This window comes from Nocardiopsis synnemataformans (genome assembly GCF_965343085.1).
Lineage (GTDB): Bacteria > Actinomycetota > Actinomycetes > Streptosporangiales > Streptosporangiaceae > Nocardiopsis > Nocardiopsis alborubida.
Window position 1 is genome coordinate 12,535 of sequence record NZ_CBDRFA010000092.1, and the last position, 18,474, is coordinate 31,008.

Sequence of the window (18,474 nt, forward strand, 5' to 3'; positions counted from 1 at the left end):
GGAGTTTCACTGGCGGGCCATGCACAGGAGTGAGGGCACACAGCCACACACCGCTGTCCGACAGCAGCACACGATCACTCCTGTGCCCTTGTGTGTGTTTGAGAGGCCTCCCGAACCAACAGCTGACAACCCCCGGAACACCACGAACACCGGAGCCCCGCCGCGGACGGCCTTCGACCGCCGAACGGGGCTCCGGGAGCAGTGGACCGGAAGTCCTACATACCGGCGATGAGCTTCTCCACCCGCTCGTCCACCGACTTGAAGGGGTCCTTGCACAGCACCGTGCGCTGGGCCTGGTCGTTGAGCTTGAGGTGCACCCAGTCCACCGTGAAGTCGCGGCGCTGCTCCTGGGCACGTCGGATGAACTCGCCGCGCAGCCGGGCCCGCGTGGTCTGCGGCGGCACCGACTTGGCCTCGAAGATCTTCAGGTCGCCGACCACCCGCTCCATCTGGCCGCGTGCCTGGAGCAGGTAGAACAGTCCGCGGTCGCGGTGGATGTCGTGGTAGGTCAGGTCGAGCTGGGCCACCCTCGGCGAGGACAGGGACAGGTCGTGCTTGTCGCGGTAGCGCTCCAGCAGCAGGTACTTGGCCACCCAGTCGATCTCGCGCGAGACGGTCTCCAGGTTCTGGGTCTCGACCGCCTCCAGGGTGCGCTGCCACAGCTCCAGGACGCGTTTGCCGGTGGCGTCGGTGCCGTGCCGGTCGACGTAGCTCTGCACCTTGTCCAGGTACTCGCGCTGGATCTCCAGCGCGCTGGCCTCGCGCCCGTTGGCCAGGCGCACCTTGCGGCGGCCGGTCATGTCGTGGCTGACCTCGCGGATGGCCCGGATCGGGTTCTCCAGTGTGTAGTCGCGCATGACCACCCCGGCCTCGATCATGCGCAGCACCAGGTCGGTGGAGCCCAGCTTGAGCAGGGTGGTGGTCTCGCTCATGTTGGAGTCGCCGACGATGACGTGCAGGCGCCGGAAGCGCTCGGCGTCCGCGTGCGGCTCGTCCCGGGTGTTGATGATGGGGCGCGAGCGCGTGGTGGCCGAGGAGACGCCCTCCCAGATGTGCTCGGCGCGCTGGCTGACGCAGAACAGGGCTCCGCGGGGGGTCTGGAGCACCTTTCCGGCGCCGCAGATGATCTGGCGGGTGACCAGGAAGGGGATGAGCACGTCGGCCAGGCGTCCGAACTCGCCGTGCCGCCCCACGAGGTAGTTCTCGTGGCAGCCGTAGGAGTTGCCCGCCGAGTCGGTGTTGTTCTTGAAGAGGTAGATGTCCCCGGCGATGCCCTCCTCGTGCAGGCGCTGCTCGGCGTCGACCTGCAACCCCTCCAGGATGCGCTCACCGGCCTTGTCGTGGGCCACCAGGTCCACGAGGCTGTCGCACTCGGGGGTGGCGTACTCGGGGTGGCTGCCCACGTCCAGGTACAGGCGGGCGCCGTTGCGTAGGAACACGTTGCTGCTGCGCCCCCAGGAGACCACCCTGCGGAAGAGGTAGCGGGCGACCTCGTCCGGAGACAGGCGGCGCTGTCCACGGAAGGTGCACGTGACCCCGTACTCGTTCTCCAGCCCGAAGATCCGTCGTTCCACGCGGCCTCACCAACTTCCCTCACCGGGGTGTGGACGACGGGGCCGCGCCGTCCACACCCGCCCGGCCGGTGCGGCGCCTCGGGAGCGCCGCACCGTGATCATCGTTTCCAGGTCACTCGTCGGTCCCGCCCGCGGTGGTGCTTCCGGTGCTCCCGGTGGTTCCGGTGTCTCCGGTGGCGCCGCCGGACGCGGTGCCGCCGACCGCCCTGCCCTCCTCGATGAGGTCGGTCAGGCGCTGGCCGTGGACGCGGCGGAACTTGCGGTGCTCCCTGGACCGCTCCAGGACCGCGACCTCCAGGTTGGTGGCCTCCAGTTCGCGCTCCTCGCCGTTCTCCCTGGCCAGGGCGTGGGTGGCCGCGTTGAGGGCGGCGCTGAGGGGGGCCTCGGCGGCGAAGCGGTCCTTGAGCACGCCGGAGACGTGCTCGGAGGAGCCGCCCACGGCCACGAAGCCCTGCTCGTCCACGATGGAGCCGTCGAAGGTGATGCGGTAGATCTCGTCCTCGGCGGAGGTGTCGCCGACCTCGGCGACGACGATCTCCACCTCCCAGGGCTTGAGGCTCTCGCTGAAGACGGTGCCCAGGGTCTGGGCGTAGATGTTGGCGAGCTGGCGCCCGCTGACGTCGCGGCGGTCGTACTGGTACCCGCGCACGTCGGCGAAGCGCACGCCCATCAGGCGCAGGTTCTCGAACTCGGGGTAGCGGCCGACGGCGGCGAAGCCGATCCGGTCGTAGAGCTCGCTGATCTTGTGCAGGGTGCGGGACATGTTGTCCGCCACCAGGAGGATCCCACCCTCGTACTGCAGGACGACGGCGCTGCGGCCGCGCGCGATGCCCTTGCGCGCGTAGTCCGCCTTGTCCTTCATCTGCTGTTCGGGGGCGACGTAGAACGGCATCGACACCGCGGATCGTTTCCTTACCTAGTCGGGAGATGTCTGGTGTGGGACGGGACCGGTTCAGCCCAGCGTGGCCGTGGGGCCGTCGGGGTCGGCCGCGCGTCCCTGGACCACCTCGGTCGCCAGGCGGGCGACGTCCTCGGCGGGCAGACGGCGGTGGCCGTCCGCGGTGACGACGTCGACGAGGGGGAAGATCTTGCGGTGCAGGTCGGGGCCGCCGGTGGCGGAGTCGTCGTCGGCGGCGTCGTAGAGGGCCTCCAGGGCGACCCTGGCGGCGCCGGTCTGGTCGAGGTCCTCGCGGTAGAGCTTCTTGATCGAGCCCCTGGCGAAGACCGAGCCGGAGCCGATGGAGTGGTAGCGCTGCTCCTCGTAGCGGCCGCCGGTGGCGTCGTAGCTGAACACGCGGCCCTGTCCGGTGTTCTCGTCGTAGCCGACCAGCAGCGGGACGACGACGAAGCCCTGCATGGCCAGGCCGAGGTTGCCGCGGACCATCTGCGCGAGCTTGTTGGCCTTACCCTCGAGGGAGAGCGAGCGGCCCTCCATCTTCTCGTAGTGCTCCAGTTCGACCTGGTAGAGGCGGGCCAGCTCGATGCCGAACCCCGCCGAACCCGCGATGGCCACGGCGGAGAACTCGTCGGTGCGGAAGACCTTCTCCATGTCGCGGTTGGCGATGACGTTGCCCTGCGTGGCCCTGCGGTCGCCCGCCAGGAGCACACCGCCGGGGAAGGTCAGTGCGACGATGGTCGTGGCGTCGGGGGTGAGGTGCTCGGTCCCTCCGCCCGGGGGCAGCTTGTGTCCTGGCAGCATCTCGGGGCGGACCGAACTGAGAAACTCGGTGAAGGACGAGGTTCCCGCACTCATGAAAGCGGCGGGCAACCGTCCGCCCTCGAACCCTTCGAACACGCGACTCCCTCCACGCGCGCCCCACCCCGGCATGGGGGCGGGTGGGGCGCCTGTTGTCCTTGTTGTCTGCGGTCAGGCTGTGCGCCGACCGTTGGAACTGACCCTAGTCCTGCGCGCGACGGGGCTGACGGCGCTGGAGTGCGCTGTCAGCGAACCGCCGCGGGGCGGCTACTGGCCGCCCTTCTGCACGAACTGTCGGACGAAGTCCTCGGCGTTGCTCTCCAGCACGTCGTCGATCTCGTCGAGGATGTCGTCGACGTCCTCGTCCAGTTGGTCGTTGCGCTCCTGAACGTCCGCCGAGGCCTCGGTCTCCTCGACCTCCTCGTCACGGCGTGAGGCGTGCTTCTGGCCGCCCGTGTCCTTCGTCGCCATAGCCGGTTACCTCCCGTTCGGGCTCCCCGTTCGGGGCTCTTGCCCTTATCTTGGCCCAACACCGGGCGCCTCAACCCCCTTCCCGGGGCCCGATACTCGCTAGTTACCTCGGATCGTCCCATGTGCGCGCCCACGTGCTCGTACGCGTGTGCGCCGCGCCCCGGGCGTGTCACGGCCGACGCCGCGCGGGTTCGGCGGGGCCGCCGGGCCGCCGCTTCCCCCGGACCGCGCCGGGTACCCGGGGAGCCCACGTCGGCCCCTTCCAGCCCGCACTGCCCGCGGTGGCCCGAACCAACCCACGCCGCGCCGCCCGCACCGCCCGCGCTGGGCCGCCACAGGTACGGCTGTTCGCCCTGCGCACGGGAGTTACCCGCGGGTCACCGCCCTGACCTTCGGGGTTACTCCTACGTGTCCACATGGTCACGGATGGCACCCGGTTCCGGTGACCGCATCCGGCCACGCAACACCTCTTGCCAGAATTCCATTTCCGTGTCGCGGAAGCGATAACGACAGAGAAGCACAAGGTCAGACACATCATCACCATGCGTCACATATTGCAATTCATTCGATCATCCGATGACCCTTCCATCCCTGGAAGGGCGGACTCCGATGCCCGCTCTTCCGCTATCCAGGTTGTGCACTTATGGTGTGTGTTCGTTTACCGAGTGTCTTGGTGACAGGGCCTTCGGTAGGCACAGCGTGGGGTCGGGCCCTGGGCACGGCCCCCGCTGGGGTCCGACGTCCTCGCCGGCGGGCGTCGGGCCCCGAACCCCCGTCAGTTCCCCAAGGAGAGTAGGGATCTATGCGACCCTCCCCCGCTATCTCCGCTATCGGCACCGGCGCACTCGCGTTCGGTCTGGCGTTCTCCGTGACGCCGGGCGCCAGTGCGGCGACCGTACCGGCCGAGCCAGCGAGCGAGGCCCAGACGATGATGGAAGCGCTACAGAGAGACCTCGGCCTCACCCCGCTCGGGGCCGAGGAGCTGCTCTCGGCGCAGGAAGCCGCCATCGAGACCGACGCCGAGGCCACCGAGGCCGCGGGAGCGTCCTACGGCGGCTCCCTGTTCGACACCGAGACCCTCGAACTCACCGTGCTGGTGACCGACGCCTCGGCCGTCGACGCGGTCGAGGCCACCGGTGCCGAGGCCACCGTCGTCTCCCACGGCGCCGAGGGCCTGACCGAGGTCGTCGAAGCGCTCAACGAGACCGGCGGCCGGGAAGGGGTCGTCGGCTGGTACCCGGACGTGGAGAACGACACCGTCGTGGTCCAGGTCGCCGAGGGAGCCAGCGCCGACGGCCTCATCGAGGCCGCGGGCGTGGACCCCTCCGCCGTCCAGGTGAAGGAGACCGGTGAGACGCCGCGCCTGTTCGCCGACATCGTCGGCGGCGAGGCGTACTACATGGGCGGCGGACGCTGCTCGGTCGGGTTCGCCGTGACCGACGGCTCCGGCGCGGGCGGCTTCGTGACGGCGGGCCACTGCGGCACCGTCGGCACCGGCGCCGAGAGCTCCGACGGCAGCGGCTCCGGCACGTTCGAGGAGTCCGTCTTCCCGGGCAACGACGGCGCCTTCGTCGCGGCCACCTCCAACTGGGACGTGACCAACCTGGTCAGCCGGTACGACTCCGGCAGCCCCCAGGCCGTGTCCGGTTCCAGCCAGGCCCCGGTCGGCTCGGCGGTGTGCCGCTCCGGCTCGACCACCGGCTGGCACTGCGGGACCATCGAGGCCCGCGGCCAGACGGTGAGCTACCCGCAGGGCACGGTCCAGGACCTGACCCGGACGGACGTGTGCGCGGAGCCCGGTGACTCCGGCGGCTCGTTCATCTCCGGCTCGCAGGCCCAGGGCGTCACCTCCGGCGGCTCGGGCGACTGCACCTCCGGCGGCACGACCTACTACCAGGAGGTCACTCCCCTGCTGAGCAGCTGGGGGCTGTCCCTGGTGACCGGTTAGCGCTCCGGTAGCGCCCACGGCGCCCCCGTCCACGCAAGTGGGCGGGGGCGCCCTTGTTGTGCGGAAGCGCTTCGTGCGGGAGCGCTTCGTGCGGGAGCGCTTCGCGAGGGAGCGCTTCGCGCGGTCGCGGCCACGGCTCCTCCCCCGGGCCCGCACACGCAGGCACATCAGGCGTCCCGCAAGCCCCTCGCGTGTCCGGGTCCGGCCACGCGCGCGCCCGTCCTTCCGGCGGGGCCGGCCCTGCCGGAAGGCCCGTGCGGGCCGCCCCTGACCTTTGGAGTTACAGCCCTGTAGCCGTGGTGTTACGGATGGCACCCGGTACCGGTGTCCGCATCCGGCCAGGGAACCCTCCTTGACGCGCCCGCCCTGATTCGCTCCGTCACCGGCCGAACGCGAAAAGCGCAAGGTCGCACGCAGAGCGACTACGCGTAGCCATCGCGAAACGAAGGGTCATGGGACAATCCCGTGTCCTTCTGAATGAATCCACACCACACGGGTCTTTGCAGCGTCAAAGTGTGCACTTATGTTGGTGATCGTTTACCGGATGTCTCGGTGAATTTCGGGAATCGGATCAACTCCGATGCCCGAAAGGGGCTTTCCGCTCCTACAGGAACGCAGAGCCCCGAATCCCCCGTCTATCCCCCTTGGAGAGTAGGGACCCCCATGAGACCCTCCACCATCATCTCCGCCGTGGGCACAGGAGCCCTGGCCTTCGGCATGGCACTGTCCATGGCCCCCGGAGCCCTCGCGGCCCCCGTCCCCCAGACCCCCGTCGCCGACGACAGCGCCGCCAGCATGGCGGAAGCGCTCAAGCGCGACCTCGACCTCTCCTCGGCCGAGGCCGAGGAGCTGCTCTCGGCGCAGGAAGCCGCCATCGAGACCGACGCCGAGGCCACCGAGGCCGCGGGCGAGGCCTACGGCGGCTCCCTGTTCGACACCGAGACCCTCGAACTCACCGTGCTGGTGACCGACGCCTCGGCCGTCGACGCGGTCGAGGCCACCGGTGCCGAGGCCACCGTCGTCTCCCACGGCGCCGAGGGCCTGACCGAGGTCGTGGAGGACCTCAACAGCGCCGAGGCCCCGGAGAGCGTCCTCGGCTGGTACCCGGACGTGGAGAGCGACACCGTCGTGGTCGAGGTGCTGGAGGGCTCCGACGCCGATGTCGCCGCTCTGCTCGCCGACGCCGGCGTGGACGCCTCCTCGGTCCGGGTGGAGGAGTCCGAGGAGGCCCCGCAGGTCTACGCCGACATCATCGGCGGCCTGGCCTACTACATGGGCGGCCGCTGCTCCGTCGGCTTCCCGGCGACCAACAGCGCCGGTCAGCCCGGTTTCGTCACCGCGGGCCACTGCGGCACCGTCGGCACCGGCGTGACCATCGGCAACGGTCGCGGCACCTTCCAGAACTCGGTCTTCCCGGGCAACGACGCCGCCTTCGTCCGCGGCACCTCCAACTTCACCCTGACCAACCTGGTCTCGCGCTACAACTCCGGCGGCTACCAGTCCGTGACCGGCACCAGCCAGGCCCCGACCGGCTCGGCCGTGTGCCGCTCCGGCTCCACCACCGGCTGGCACTGCGGCACCATCCAGGCCCGCAACCAGACCGTGCGCTACCCGCAGGGCACCGTCTACTCGCTCACCCGCACCAACGTGTGCGCCGAGCCCGGCGACTCCGGCGGCTCGTTCATCTCCGGCTCGCAGGCCCAGGGCGTCACCTCCGGCGGCTCCGGCAACTGCTCCGTCGGCGGCACGACCTACTACCAGGAGGTCACGCCGATGATCAACTCCTGGGGCGTCCGTATCCGCACCAGCTGACCCCCTCCCCCGCACGTCCCCCGTCCGCGCGCAGGCGCGGGCGGGGGACGCCCATGTGCGGGACCCGAGGCCTCGGACACCGCAACCGGACGTGCGCCGCACCCGGGAACGGGCCTCGAAGGCGGGTCACGGGCAGGGACCGGCGGGAAGCCCGCCGGGCACGGCCTCCCGGGTCCCCGCGCGCCGCCCCGGCCAGGCCTCAGGGGGCGCGGTGGACGACGCGGCCGTCGAGCACCGTCATCCACGCGTCGACCTCGCGCAGCCGCTCGGCGGGCAGGGACTCCACGTCGCGGTCCAGCACCACCAGGTCGGCCAGGTGACCGGGGCGCAGCGCGCCCAGGCGGTCCTCCACGCCCAGCGCGTGCGCGGCGTCCAGGGTGTGGGCGCGCAGGGCCTCGTGCAGGGTGACGGCCTGCTCGGCGCCGATCGCCGCGCCCTCGCGGGTGGTGCGGCACACCGCGTTGGCCACGGTGTCCATCGGACGCAGGCTGGAGACGAAGGAGTCGCTGGAGAGCACCGGGCGCAGCCCCAGGTCGAGTTCCTCGCGCATGGGCTGGAGCCGGTGGGCCCGCTCCCCCAGGCGGCGCAGGAAGTCGCCGCCGCTGTCGTACAGGAAGTTGGGCTGGTTGACGGGGATGACGCCGTAGTCGGTGAAGCGCTTGGCCTGCTCCGGGGTGGGGTAGCCGCAGTGCTCCACGCGCGGGCGCGGGTCGGGGCCCGACACCCGCGCGGCCGAGGCGATGGCGGCCAGGGTGTTCTCCATGGCCGCGTCGCCCTGGGTGTGGACGGCGACCTGCCAGCCCTCGGCGGCGGCCCGCGTGACCAGGTCCACGAGCTGGTCGGGGTGGTGGTAGAGGCTGCCCGCGAACTCGCCGTGCTCGCCGTAGGGGACGCTGAACTTGGCGGTGCCGCCCAGCAGGGTGCCGTCGGAGTAGAACTTCATGCCGGTCAGCCGCAGCCAGTCGTCGCCGAAGGGGCTGGCCAGCCCGGCGGAGGTGAGCGCGTCCAGCTGGTGGGACAGCGGCATGCCGAACGTGCGCAGCGGCAGGGTCCCAGCCGCACGGGCGGCCCGGTACACGCGCAGCTCGCGGGCCGAGACCTGCGGGTCGCACACGGTGGTGACCCCGGCCGACAGGTAGGGGTCGGCCGCCGCGGCCAGCCAGCCCAGGAGCTGTTCGGCGGGCAGGTCGGTGTGGAAGTTGGGGCCGTGGCAGCCGATGTCCACGGCCAGGGGCAGCAGCAGTTCCATCGCCGAGTCCAGGACCATGCCCGTCAGGCGCCCGCCCTCGTCGCGGACGAAGGAGCCGCCCGCCGGGTCGGGGACGTCCTCGCCGATGCCGCTCCAGGCCAGGGCGGCGGAGTTGACCACGGCCTGGTGGCCCGAGACGTGGTAGACGATGACCGGGTGCTCACCGGTGGCCCCGTCCAGGTCGCGGCGGGTGGGGCGCCCTCCCGGGAACTTGGCGTCGTCCATGTGGAAGGCGCGGATCCACTGGCCGGGCGGGGTGCGCTCGGCCTCGGCGCCGATGACGGCGACCAGGTCGGCGGCGCTGCCCACCCGGGGGTACCCGGCGTCGACGGCGGCCAGCGACTCGGCGGTGGACAGCAGGTGGTTGTGCGGGTCGATGAACCCGGGCAGGACGGTCCGTCCGCCCGCGTCCACCTCCACCGCGCCCGGGCCCGCGGCGGCGCGGGCGGCCTCGGTGTCCGCGGCCAGGCGGACCCGGCCCTCGCGCACGGCCACGGCGCGGGCCCGGGGGTTGGCGTCGTCCATGGTCAGGACGTTGGCGTTGTGGATGAGCAGACCGGACACGGGTGGGGTTCCTCCTCGGTGGACTGGCGCCGGGCCGGTCGGCCCGGCGGCGGTGCGGGGGGACGCGCGGCGCCCGGAGGGCCGCGCGGCGGTCACGGGTCGGGGTTCAGGCGGCGACGAGGTCGGTGTCACTGTGGCGCGGCGCCCTGGCCAGGCACAGGATGCTCACCACGGCCATGGCCATGAGCAGGCCCGCCACCGGCAGGATGCTGCCGGTCGCGGCGAGCAGGGCGGTGCACACGATCGGCGCCAGGCCGCCGAAGACCGCCCCCGCGACCTGGTAGGCGATGGAGATGCTCGTGTAGCGGGTGCGCGGAGGGTACATCTGGGCGAGCACGCGGGCGATGGGCCCGTAGACCGCGGCCATGGCCAGGCGCATCACGCACAGCATCACGAAGATCAGCACGGTGCTGCCGGTCTCCAGCACCAGGAACTGGGGAAGTGCCAGCACGATGACGCCGACCAGTCCGATGGTGACGACGCGGACGGTGCCGAAGCGGTCGCCCAGCCAGGACACGCCCAGGGTCGCGACGAGTTCGACGAACGCGGCCAGGCTCAGGCCGCTGAGGATGACCTGCTCGCTGATGCCGACCTCGGTGACGCCGTAGGCCTGGAGGAAGGTGGTGACGACGTAGTAGCCGCCGACGGCCACCGGCAGGATGCCGATGCCCAGCAGCAGCGGGCGCCAGGAGCCGCGCACGGCCTCGCGCAGCGGCAGCTCCCGCGGCTGGTCGGCGCCTTCGCGCATGGCCTCGAAGACCGGGGACTCCTCCACCTTCAGGCGGATGAACAGGCCCACCAGGACCAGCAGGACCGACGCGAGGAAGGGCAGGCGCCAGCCCCAGGTGTGGAGCAGGTCGGCGTCCCAGGCGGCGATGAGCCCGAACGAGCCCGTGGCCAGCAGCGCACCGGCCGGGTTGCCGAGCTGGGCGAAGGAGCCGTAGAAGGTCTTGCGGTTCTCGGGGGCGTGCTCGACCGCCATCAGGACGGCGCCGCCCCACTCCCCGCCCACGGCGATGCCCTGGACGAAGCGCAGCAGGACCAGCAGCGCCGGGGCGAGGAACCCCGCCTGCTCGTAGGTGGGCAGCAGGCCGACGCAGAACGTGGCCGTGCCCATCATCAGCAGGGTGATGACCAGCGCGGACCTGCGGCCCAGGCGGTCACCGAAGTGGCCGAAGACCAGGCCGCCCAGCGGGCGGGCGAAGAAGCCCACCGAGAAGGTGGCGAAGGAGGCCATCAGACCGACCACCGGGTCGGTGCCGGGCGGGAAGAACAGGGTGCCGAAGACCAGGCTGGCGGCCGTGGCGTAGACGTAGAAGTCGAACCACTCGATGGTGGTGCCGACGAAGGCCGCCACGGCCGCACGCGCGGGGTGCGAGGACGTGGGGGCGGTCCGCTCTGACATGTGTACTCCGTTGCGCGTTCGGTGCGGCCCCGGACCGGGACGGCCGGTCGGCGGGCGCCGCGGACCGGCACCGCGGATGGTTCGGGTGTTGTTGTGACCGTAGACACTCCGAGGTCGTCCGCGCCGGGACGGTGTGCACCGCGCCAGCTGTTACACATGTGCACAGTGCACAACCCGCGAGGCAGGAGGAGGGGCGTTGGCGATCACGGTCCGCGACATCACGGCCGACCCGGACCTGGAGGTGCGGGTGGCGGCGGGGCGGTCCGGCCTGGACCGGGCGATCCGCTGGGCGCACGTGATCGAGTTGCACGACCCGGTGCGCTGGCTGCGCGGCGGGGAGCTGGTGCTGACGGTCGGGCTGGGGCTGGGCGCCGACGAGCGGGCGCGCCGCGCCTACGTGCGCCGTCTGCACGGGGCCGGGTGCGCCGGCCTGGCGCTGGCCATCGACATGTGGCTGCGCGAGGTTCCGCCCGAGGTGCTGGAGGAGGGCGACGCCCTGGGCCTGCCGATCCTGCGGGTGGAGGGCGAGACCCCCTTCGTCGCGGTGGTGGAGGCGGTGGCCGGCCACTACGCGGCCGAGCGCACGCGCGAGCAGCACCGGGTGCTCACCGCGCAGGACGCGATGGCGCGCGCGTCGCTGCGCTCGGGTCCGGCCGGGGTGATGGGCGAGCTGTCCTCGGCCACCTCGGGGGCCTCACTGCTGCTGGACCGCAACGGGATGACGAGCGCGGCCGTGCCCGACACCGAACCCCCCTGGCACGCGCTGGTGCGCTCGGCCCTGGCGGGGCGCCCGCGCGGGATGACGGTGCTGGCCGACGGGGAGGCGAGCGTCCTCCTCCAGACGCTGGGGCCGACCGGGCGGACGCTGGGCTGGCTGGCGCTGCGCTGCCCGTCCCCGGTGACGCCGCACGTGCGGATGCTCGCCAACCACGCGGCCTCACTGCTGGCGGTGGACCTGCTGCACTCGCGCGACGCCCGGCGGGCGCTGCACCGCGAACGCGCCCCGGTCCTGCTCGCCGCGGTGACGGGGCGGCCCCGGGTACCGCCGCCCCTGCCCGCCCCGCCCTGGGAGGTGGTGTGCCTGCGGGGTCCCTCCCCCACCCGGCTGCTGGACCACGCGGCGGACGCGCTGACCGACGTGCTCGGCGACACCGACGCCGCGCGGAGCGGCGGCCTGTGCGTCCTGGAGGACGTGCTGGTGGCCGTCCTGCCCGACAGCGGGAGCGCGCCCCGCCTGGGCAGACGCCTGTTCGCGGCGCTGTCCGCCCCGGACGGGGGCCCGGTCGCGGCCGGGGCCTGCACCGCCCGGGGGCCCGACGACCTGTCCTCTGCCGTGGACCGGGCGCGCCAGGCCGCGACGCAGGGGTACCGGCACGTGGACGAGACCGACGCCTGGGCGCTGCTGCGCTCCGCGGTCCCGACCGAGGGGGCGCGCGCCTTCGACCAGGCCGTCCTGGGCAGACTGCGCGCCCACGACGCCCGCAACGGCACGGAGCTGGCGCACACCCTGCGCCACTACCTGGACAACAGCGCCCAGGTGGAGGCGACCGCCCGGGACCTGGGCGTGCACCGCAACACCCTGCGCTCGCGGCTGCGCGCCGCCGAGCGGGTCATGGGCCGCCGCCTGGACGAGCCCCGCACCCGCCTGGAGCTGTGGACCGCCCTGAGCCTGGAGCCGATGCGCTGCCGCGACGGCGCCTGGCACACCTGAGGAGCCCCCTCCAGGGGCCGGAGGGGGCCGCGCGCGGCCCCGAGGCCGCCGGGCCCCGCCGCCCGCCGGGTCAGCGGCCCCCGGTGAGCACCGCCACCAGGTCGGCCGCGGTCGGGGAGGCGTCCAGCAGCGCTCCCACGTGCTCCCTGGTGCCCCGGCGCGGCTCCAGGGTCGGCACCCGCTGGAGCGAGTCGTAGCCCGGCAGGTCGAAGATCACCGAGTCCCAGGAGGCGGCGGCCACCTCGTCGGCGTACTTGGCCAGGCAGCGCCCGCGGAAGTAGGCGCGCGTGTCCTCGGGCGGCTCGGTGACCGCCCGGTCCACCTGCGGCTCCTCCAGCAGGCGCTTCATCCGGCCGCGCGCCACCAGCCGGTTGTAGATGCCCTTGTCCGCCCGCACGTCGGAGTACTGGAGGTCCACCAGTTGCAGGCGCGGGTGCGACCACTCCAGGGAGTCCCGGGAGCGGTAGCCCTCCAGCACCTTGAGCTTGGCCACCCAGTCCAGCTCGTCGGCCAGGCTCATCGGGTCGGCGCCCAGCCGGTTGAGCACCGACTCCCAGCGGTCCAGGACGTCGGCGGTGTCGGGGTCCACGTCGGTGCCGAAGCGGTCCTCCACGTACTTTCGGGCCTGGTCCAGGTACTCGCGCTGGAGCTCCAGCGCGGTCATCCGCCGCCCGTCGCGCAGCCGCACCCGGTGGGTGAGGCCGGGGTCGTGCGAGACCTCCCGCAGGTCGGCCACCGGGGTCTCCAGGGACAGGTCCACGCTCAGGAACCCGTCCTCGATCATCGACAGCACCAGCGCCGTCGTCCCCAGCTTGAGGTAGGTGGAGACCTCACTCATGTTGGCGTCGCCGATGATGACGTGCAGCCGCCGGTACTGGTCGGGGTCGGCGTGCGGCTCGTCCCTGGTGTTGATGATGGGGCGCTTGAGGGTGGTCTCCAGCCCCACCTCGACCTCGAAGAAGTCGGCCCGCTGGGAGATCTGGAACCCGCTGCCCTGCCCGTCGGAGCCGATGCCGACCTTGCCCGCCCCGCACACCACCTGGCGGGAGACGAAGAAGGGGATCAGGTGCCGGACGATGTCGCCGAACGGCGTCGACCGGTGCATCAGGTAGTTCTCGTGGCAGCCGTAGGAGGCGCCCTTGTTGTCGGTGTTGTTCTTGTACAGCTGGATCGGCTCGATGCCCGGGGTGGCCCCCGCCCGCGCGGCGGCGTCGGCCATCACCCGCTCCCCCGCCTTGTCCCACAGCACCGCGTCGCGCGGGTTGGTGACCTCGGGCGCCGAGTACTCGGGGTGGGCGTGGTCCACGTACAGGCGGGCGCCGTTGGTGAGGATGACGTTGGCCAGGCCCAGGTCCTCGTCGGTGAGCTGCGTGGGATCGGCGACCTCACGTGCCAGGTCGAAGCCGCGCGCGTCGCGCAGCGGGTTCTCCTCCTCGAAGTCCCAGCGGGCACGCCGCGCCCGGGCCGCCGAGGCGGCCAGATAGGCGTTGACCACCTGGGTGGAGGTGACCATCGCGTTGGCCCCGGGGTTGCCTGGTACGGAGATCCCGTACTCGGTCTCGATACCCATAATCCGCCGCACACTCATGGTGAGAGGTTATCCACCGGGGCGCGGTCTTGAACGCTTCCGCGCCAATTGTGGCCCAAGTGCCGTGTTCTGCGGCGTTGCGCGGGACGGTGGCGCGCCGCCCCCTCGCAGGTCGCGGCGCACGGCGGCTTCGACGGCTCCCTGGAAGCACGGCGAAGAACGCCGGGGACGCACACCCCTCCCCGAACGGCACCGGGACCTTCGCGGGGTGCGTCGCCCCGGCCGGGCGGGCCGGGCCGCAGAACACGCCGACCTCCCACGAGGGCTTCGGAAGCGTTCGCCCCGAACATAGATTGTCACTCCAGGCAACCATGACAACACTCTCAGGGAGACCGTGCCATGGGACGGGGCCACGGACGACCGCGGAGGCGGACACCATGACCGGGAACGGGCAGACCGGGACCACACCGGTCGCCGCCAAACTGAGCCTCCTGACCATGACCGCGATGGTCGTCGGTTCGATGGTGGGGGCCGGCGTCTTCTCGCTGCCCGCGAGGTTCGCCGGGGAGACCGGGGTCGTCGGCGCGCTGATCGCCTGGTTGATCGCCGGTACCGGCATGCTGATGCTCGCCTTCGTCTTCCAGATGCTGGCCGTGCGCCGCCCCGACCTGGACGCCGGCGTCTACGCCTACGCCAAGGCGGGCTTCGGCGAGTACCTCGGCTTCTTCTCGGCGTTCGGCTACTGGGCCAGCGCCTGCGTCGGCAACGTGACCTACTGGGTGCTGATCATGTCGACGGTCGGAGCCCTCGCACCGCCCCTGGGCGACGGTGACACGGTCCTGGCGGTGGCACTGTCCTCGGTCGGCCTGTGGGCGTTCTTCCTCCTCGTGCGACGCGGGATCAAGGAGGCCGCCTCGATCAACCGGATCGTGACGGTCGCCAAGATCGTCCCCATCCTCGTCTTCGTCCTCCTGGCGCTGTTCTACTTCGACCCGGGGGTCTTCGCGGAGAACCTCGGCGGCGCCGGACACACCGGTTCGCTGTTCGAACAGGTCCGGGGGACCATGCTGGTGACGGTGTTCGTGTTCCTGGGAGTCGAGGGCGCCAGCGTCTACTCCCGCCACGCCAGACGGCGCGAGGACGTGGGCCGCGCGACCGTCCTGGGCTTCCTCAGCGTCTTCGCCGTCTTCGCCTCGGTCACCGTCGTGTCGTACGGCATCATGCCGATGAGCGAGATCGCCGAGCTGCGCCAGCCCTCGATGGCCGGTGTCCTGGAGCACGCGGTCGGCCCCTGGGGCGTGGCGTTCGTCAGCGTCGGCCTGGTCGTCTCGGTGCTCGGCGCCTACCTGGCCTGGACCCTGATGGCGGCCGAGGTGCTGTTCGTCGCGGCCAAGGACGACGACATGCCGCGCTTCCTGCGCCGTTCCAGCGCCTCCGACGTCCCGGTCCCCGCCCTGCTGATGACCACGTCCCTATCCCAGGTCGTCCTGGTCGTCACCCTGTTCTCCGACGACGCGTTCGACTTCGCCCTCAACCTGACCAGCTCGCTCACCCTGATCCCCTTCCTGCTCGCGGCGGTGTTCGCGGTCAGGGTCGCGGCGGGGGCCGACCCGGAGGCCGTCCGCGGCGGGAGCCCCGTCCGCCTGGGCCTGGTGGTCGCGGTGCTCGCCACGGTCTACACGGTGTTCCTGCTGTACGCGGCCGGGCTGAAGTACCTGCTGGTGTCCCTCATCGTCTACGCGCCGGCCACGCTGCTGTTCGTCAAGGCCCGGAGGGAGCAGCGCAGACGGCTCTTCTCCCCGGGCGAACTCGCCGTGTGCGTCCTCTCCGTCGTCGGGGCCGCGGCCGGTGTGACCGCCCTGGCGGCCGGCTGGATCAGTCTGTGACCCGCCGGCCGCGCCACGTCACCGGAAACGACTCACCAGGGGGAATCTCAATGGCCGACACCACCACGACCGCGACCGCGCACGGCGTCCACTCCGAGGTCGGCAGACTACGCAAGGTCCTGGTCTGCGCCCCCGGGCTCGCCCACCGCCGCCTCACCCCGACCAACGCCGACGACCTGCTCTTCGACGACGTGATGTGGGTGGACAGCGCCCAGCGCCACCACGCCGGGTTCACGGACGTGTTGCGCTCCCGGGGCGTCGAGGTCGTCGAACTGCACGGCCTCCTCGCCGAGACCATGGCGGTGCCGGGCGCCCGCTCCTGGCTCCTGGACCACAAGATCACCGCCAACCAGGTCGGCACCGGACTGATGGACGACACGCGCGCGTTCCTGGAGACGCTCGGCCCCCGGCACCTCGCCGAGTTCCTGATCGGCGGTCTGGCCTCCACCGACCTGCCGGAGGAGTTCCGGTCCGGCTACCTCGCGCTCGCCCGCGAGTCGACGGGTGCCCGCGAGTACCTCATGCCTCCCCTGCCGAACACCCTCTACACACGGGACACGACCTGTTGGCTGTACGGCGGGGTGACGCTCAACCCGCTGTACTGGCCCGCCCGCCACGACGAGACCCTGCTCATGCGGACCGTCTACCGGTTCCACCCCGACTTCGCCGGGGACACCGTGTGGTGGGGAGAGGCCGAACAGGACTGGGGACGGGCGACCCTGGAGGGCGGCGACGTCATGCCGGTCGGCAACGGAGTCGTGCTCATGGGCATGAGCGAGCGCACCTCACGGCAGGCGATCACCCAGGTGGCGGCGGCGCTGTTCGAGAACGGCGCGGCTGAGCGGGTGATCGTCGCGGGCATGCCCAAGCTGAGGTCCGCGATGCACCTCGACACCGTCCTGACCTTCGTCGACCGCGACGCCGTCACCCTCTATCCGCGCATCATGGACGCCGTCCACACGCTGTCCCTGTGGCCGAGCGACCGCGCCCCGGGCATCGAGGTCGCCGACGAGGGGGACCGCGCGTTCACGGACGTGGTGGCGCAGGCCCTGGGCCTGCGGGAGCTGCGGGTCATCGAGACCGGCGGCGACGCCTACGCCTCGGAGCGGCAGCAGTGGGACAGCGCCAACAACGCCGTCGCCCTGGAGCCAGGCGTGGTCGTCACCTACGACCGCAACACGCAGACCAACGCCCTGCTGCGCCAAGCTGGTGTCGAGGTCATTCCCATCGTCGGCGCCGAACTGGGCCGTGGGCGCGGTGGCGGGCACTGCATGACCTGCCCCCTCGTCCGCGACCCCGTGGACCTGTGAGCCGCCTTCGGCGCCACGGCCGTGGCGCCGGCCGGGCGCCGACCCCACGGCGTGTCCACGCCCGCACCCCGCTGAACAGCGCCCGTGCCGGCGGGCGTGCGGCCGCCACGACAGGTGGAGGCCGAAAGACCCCCTCCCCGCGCTTTCGCCTCCTCGACGTGGCCGAGGCAGACCCGGCCGAGCCTGCGCGCCCGGATCATCGCACGCGACCACGGCCTGTGCCGGTGGCGCATGTGCGACGGCAGCGTCCGCCCCGAGGGAAGAACGTCGCGGACGGTCGAGCCAGCTTCCTTCCGGTTGCCGACCGCCACGTGGTCGTGGTGCGTCGCCGATCGGCTTGTGTCCACACGGTTCAGCGACCTGTGTGAGTCGGTCGAACCGGGTAGGAGACGAAGGGAGCGACGGAGCGCTGACATCGCACGGCCGCGGCCGCAGTGCCTGAGGAGAAGGAGCGATGATGGACGGCGAGACCCTGCAGGACACCGCCCAGGAACACGCCGAGTCTTTGGCGGAGGCGGGGTTGGAGCACCCCTTCGGACCCGACTGGGAGGTCTTCAAGGTCCGGGGCAAGGTGTTCATGCTGATGACCGAGGTCCCCGGCAAGCCGGTCGTGATCCTCAAGTCCGACCCCGGTGAGGCCGAAGCCCTGCGCACGTCCCACGCCGACATCACACCGGGCTACCACATGAACAAGAGACACTGGATCACCCTCTCGCCCGGCGACTCGATCGACAAGAAGCTGATCCGGGAACTGGTGGCCGAGTCCTACCGGCTTGTGGTGGACAATCTGCCCCGCTCCAGCCGCCCCGTCGGCGCCCGGGGTTAGGAGCGGCTATGGGCATCACTGGAGAACAGCTCCAACGGACGGCGCGCAGCACGGCGCGCAGCACGGCGCGCGACCTGCCCGGAGCCGACCACGGGCGGCCCTTCGTCGACAAGCTGGACGTGTACAAGGTGGCGGGCAAGGTCTTCCTGATCGTCACCGACGATCCCGACGAACGCATCATCACCGTCAAGGTCGAACCCGACCACGGCCGCTCCCTACGACGCCGGTACCCCTGAAGTTGCTTTGGTTCGGTAGACACCTGTGAGCTGGGGTTTTACGCGGCCTGAGACAGTGCTGCGAGCCCTTGTCGGAGTGGTGGACCAGGCCCGGGCCGGGACGGCGGGCGGTCACCGCCATGGCCAGCGCGTCGCAGACCAGCTCAGCACGCATGTGCTGGGCCATCGCCCACCCGACGATGCGGCGGGAGAACAGGTCCATGACCACCGCGAGGTAGAGCCACCCGTGGGTACGTAGGTGATGTCGGCGGTTCACTT

Annotated in this window: 14 protein-coding genes and 1 pseudogene; 7 read left to right on the forward strand and 8 right to left on the reverse strand. The window is 71.6% G+C overall.

Going from position 1 to position 18,474, the window contains the following annotated elements; translation table 11 throughout:
* Nucleotides 1–215: 215 nt before the first annotated feature.
* From pafA to ACSIH6_RS34620, 4 genes are all read right to left on the reverse strand, one after another.
* Complete coding sequence (gene pafA / locus ACSIH6_RS34605) at nucleotides 216–1,574, reverse strand: Pup--protein ligase (RefSeq protein WP_017564832.1); 1,359 nt, start codon at nucleotides 1,572–1,574, stop codon at nucleotides 216–218.
* Nucleotides 1,575–1,686: 112 nt separating this feature from the next.
* Nucleotides 1,687–2,472 carry a proteasome subunit alpha gene (gene prcA, locus ACSIH6_RS34610; RefSeq protein ID WP_435112544.1) on the reverse strand — a complete coding sequence of 262 codons (786 nt, stop codon included), beginning with the start codon at nucleotides 2,470–2,472 and terminating at the stop codon, nucleotides 1,687–1,689.
* Nucleotides 2,473–2,526: 54 nt separating this feature from the next.
* Nucleotides 2,527–3,369, reverse strand: coding sequence for a proteasome subunit beta (gene prcB / locus ACSIH6_RS34615; protein WP_017564830.1), 843 nt, complete (start codon nucleotides 3,367–3,369; stop codon nucleotides 2,527–2,529).
* A 168-nt stretch (nucleotides 3,370–3,537) separates the two neighbouring features.
* A complete protein-coding gene (locus tag ACSIH6_RS34620) occupies nucleotides 3,538–3,741 on the reverse strand; it encodes a ubiquitin-like protein Pup (RefSeq protein ID WP_017564829.1) in 204 nt (67 codons plus the stop codon).
* An 802-nt stretch (nucleotides 3,742–4,543) separates the two neighbouring features.
* On the opposite strand from ACSIH6_RS34620, the gene ACSIH6_RS34625 reads away from it, so the two are divergent.
* Both ACSIH6_RS34625 and ACSIH6_RS34630 read left to right on the forward strand, forming a co-directional pair.
* Nucleotides 4,544–5,689, forward strand: a complete 1,146-nt coding sequence (locus ACSIH6_RS34625; RefSeq protein ID WP_435112545.1) for a S1 family peptidase — start codon at nucleotides 4,544–4,546, stop codon at nucleotides 5,687–5,689.
* A gap of 663 nt (nucleotides 5,690–6,352) precedes the next feature.
* Nucleotides 6,353–7,501, forward strand: coding sequence for a S1 family peptidase (locus tag ACSIH6_RS34630; RefSeq protein WP_435112546.1), 1,149 nt, complete (start codon nucleotides 6,353–6,355; stop codon nucleotides 7,499–7,501).
* Between the two features lie 199 nt (nucleotides 7,502–7,700).
* Here ACSIH6_RS34630 and ACSIH6_RS34635 read toward each other — a convergent pair whose 3' ends face one another.
* Nucleotides 7,701–9,314, reverse strand: a complete 1,614-nt coding sequence (locus ACSIH6_RS34635) for an amidohydrolase (RefSeq protein WP_435112547.1) — start codon at nucleotides 9,312–9,314, stop codon at nucleotides 7,701–7,703.
* Nucleotides 9,315–9,420: 106 nt separating this feature from the next.
* Entirely contained in the window at nucleotides 9,421–10,719 is a 1,299-nt protein-coding gene (locus tag ACSIH6_RS34640; RefSeq protein WP_435112548.1) for an MFS transporter, read from the reverse strand.
* A 196-nt stretch (nucleotides 10,720–10,915) separates the two neighbouring features.
* Between ACSIH6_RS34640 and ACSIH6_RS34645 the strand changes: the two genes are divergently transcribed.
* Nucleotides 10,916–12,430, forward strand: coding sequence for a PucR family transcriptional regulator (locus ACSIH6_RS34645; RefSeq protein ID WP_435112549.1), 1,515 nt, complete (start codon nucleotides 10,916–10,918; stop codon nucleotides 12,428–12,430).
* Nucleotides 12,431–12,500: 70 nt separating this feature from the next.
* On the opposite strand, the gene dop is transcribed toward ACSIH6_RS34645, so the two are convergent.
* Nucleotides 12,501–14,018 (reverse strand): depupylase/deamidase Dop, encoded by a 1,518-nt coding sequence (dop, locus tag ACSIH6_RS34650; RefSeq protein ID WP_435112550.1) that lies wholly within the window; start codon nucleotides 14,016–14,018, stop codon nucleotides 12,501–12,503.
* Between the two features lie 377 nt (nucleotides 14,019–14,395).
* Here dop and ACSIH6_RS34655 point away from each other — a divergent pair, with 377 nt between their 5' ends.
* From ACSIH6_RS34655 to ACSIH6_RS34670, 4 genes are all read left to right on the forward strand, one after another.
* A complete protein-coding gene (locus tag ACSIH6_RS34655) occupies nucleotides 14,396–15,844 on the forward strand; it encodes a basic amino acid/polyamine antiporter (RefSeq protein ID WP_435112551.1) in 1,449 nt (482 codons plus the stop codon).
* A gap of 50 nt (nucleotides 15,845–15,894) precedes the next feature.
* Nucleotides 15,895–17,154 (forward strand): arginine deiminase, encoded by a 1,260-nt coding sequence (locus ACSIH6_RS34660; protein WP_435112552.1) that lies wholly within the window; start codon nucleotides 15,895–15,897, stop codon nucleotides 17,152–17,154.
* A gap of 454 nt (nucleotides 17,155–17,608) precedes the next feature.
* Nucleotides 17,609–17,980 (forward strand): MmcQ/YjbR family DNA-binding protein, encoded by a 372-nt coding sequence (locus ACSIH6_RS34665; RefSeq protein ID WP_435112553.1) that lies wholly within the window; start codon nucleotides 17,609–17,611, stop codon nucleotides 17,978–17,980.
* An 8-nt stretch (nucleotides 17,981–17,988) separates the two neighbouring features.
* Nucleotides 17,989–18,216 carry an MmcQ/YjbR family DNA-binding protein gene (locus ACSIH6_RS34670; protein WP_435112554.1) on the forward strand — a complete coding sequence of 76 codons (228 nt, stop codon included), beginning with the start codon at nucleotides 17,989–17,991 and terminating at the stop codon, nucleotides 18,214–18,216.
* A 52-nt stretch (nucleotides 18,217–18,268) separates the two neighbouring features.
* On the opposite strand, the pseudogene ACSIH6_RS34675 reads toward ACSIH6_RS34670, so the two are convergent.
* Nucleotides 18,269–18,474, reverse strand: a pseudogene (locus ACSIH6_RS34675) (DDE-type integrase/transposase/recombinase); the annotation flags it as partial.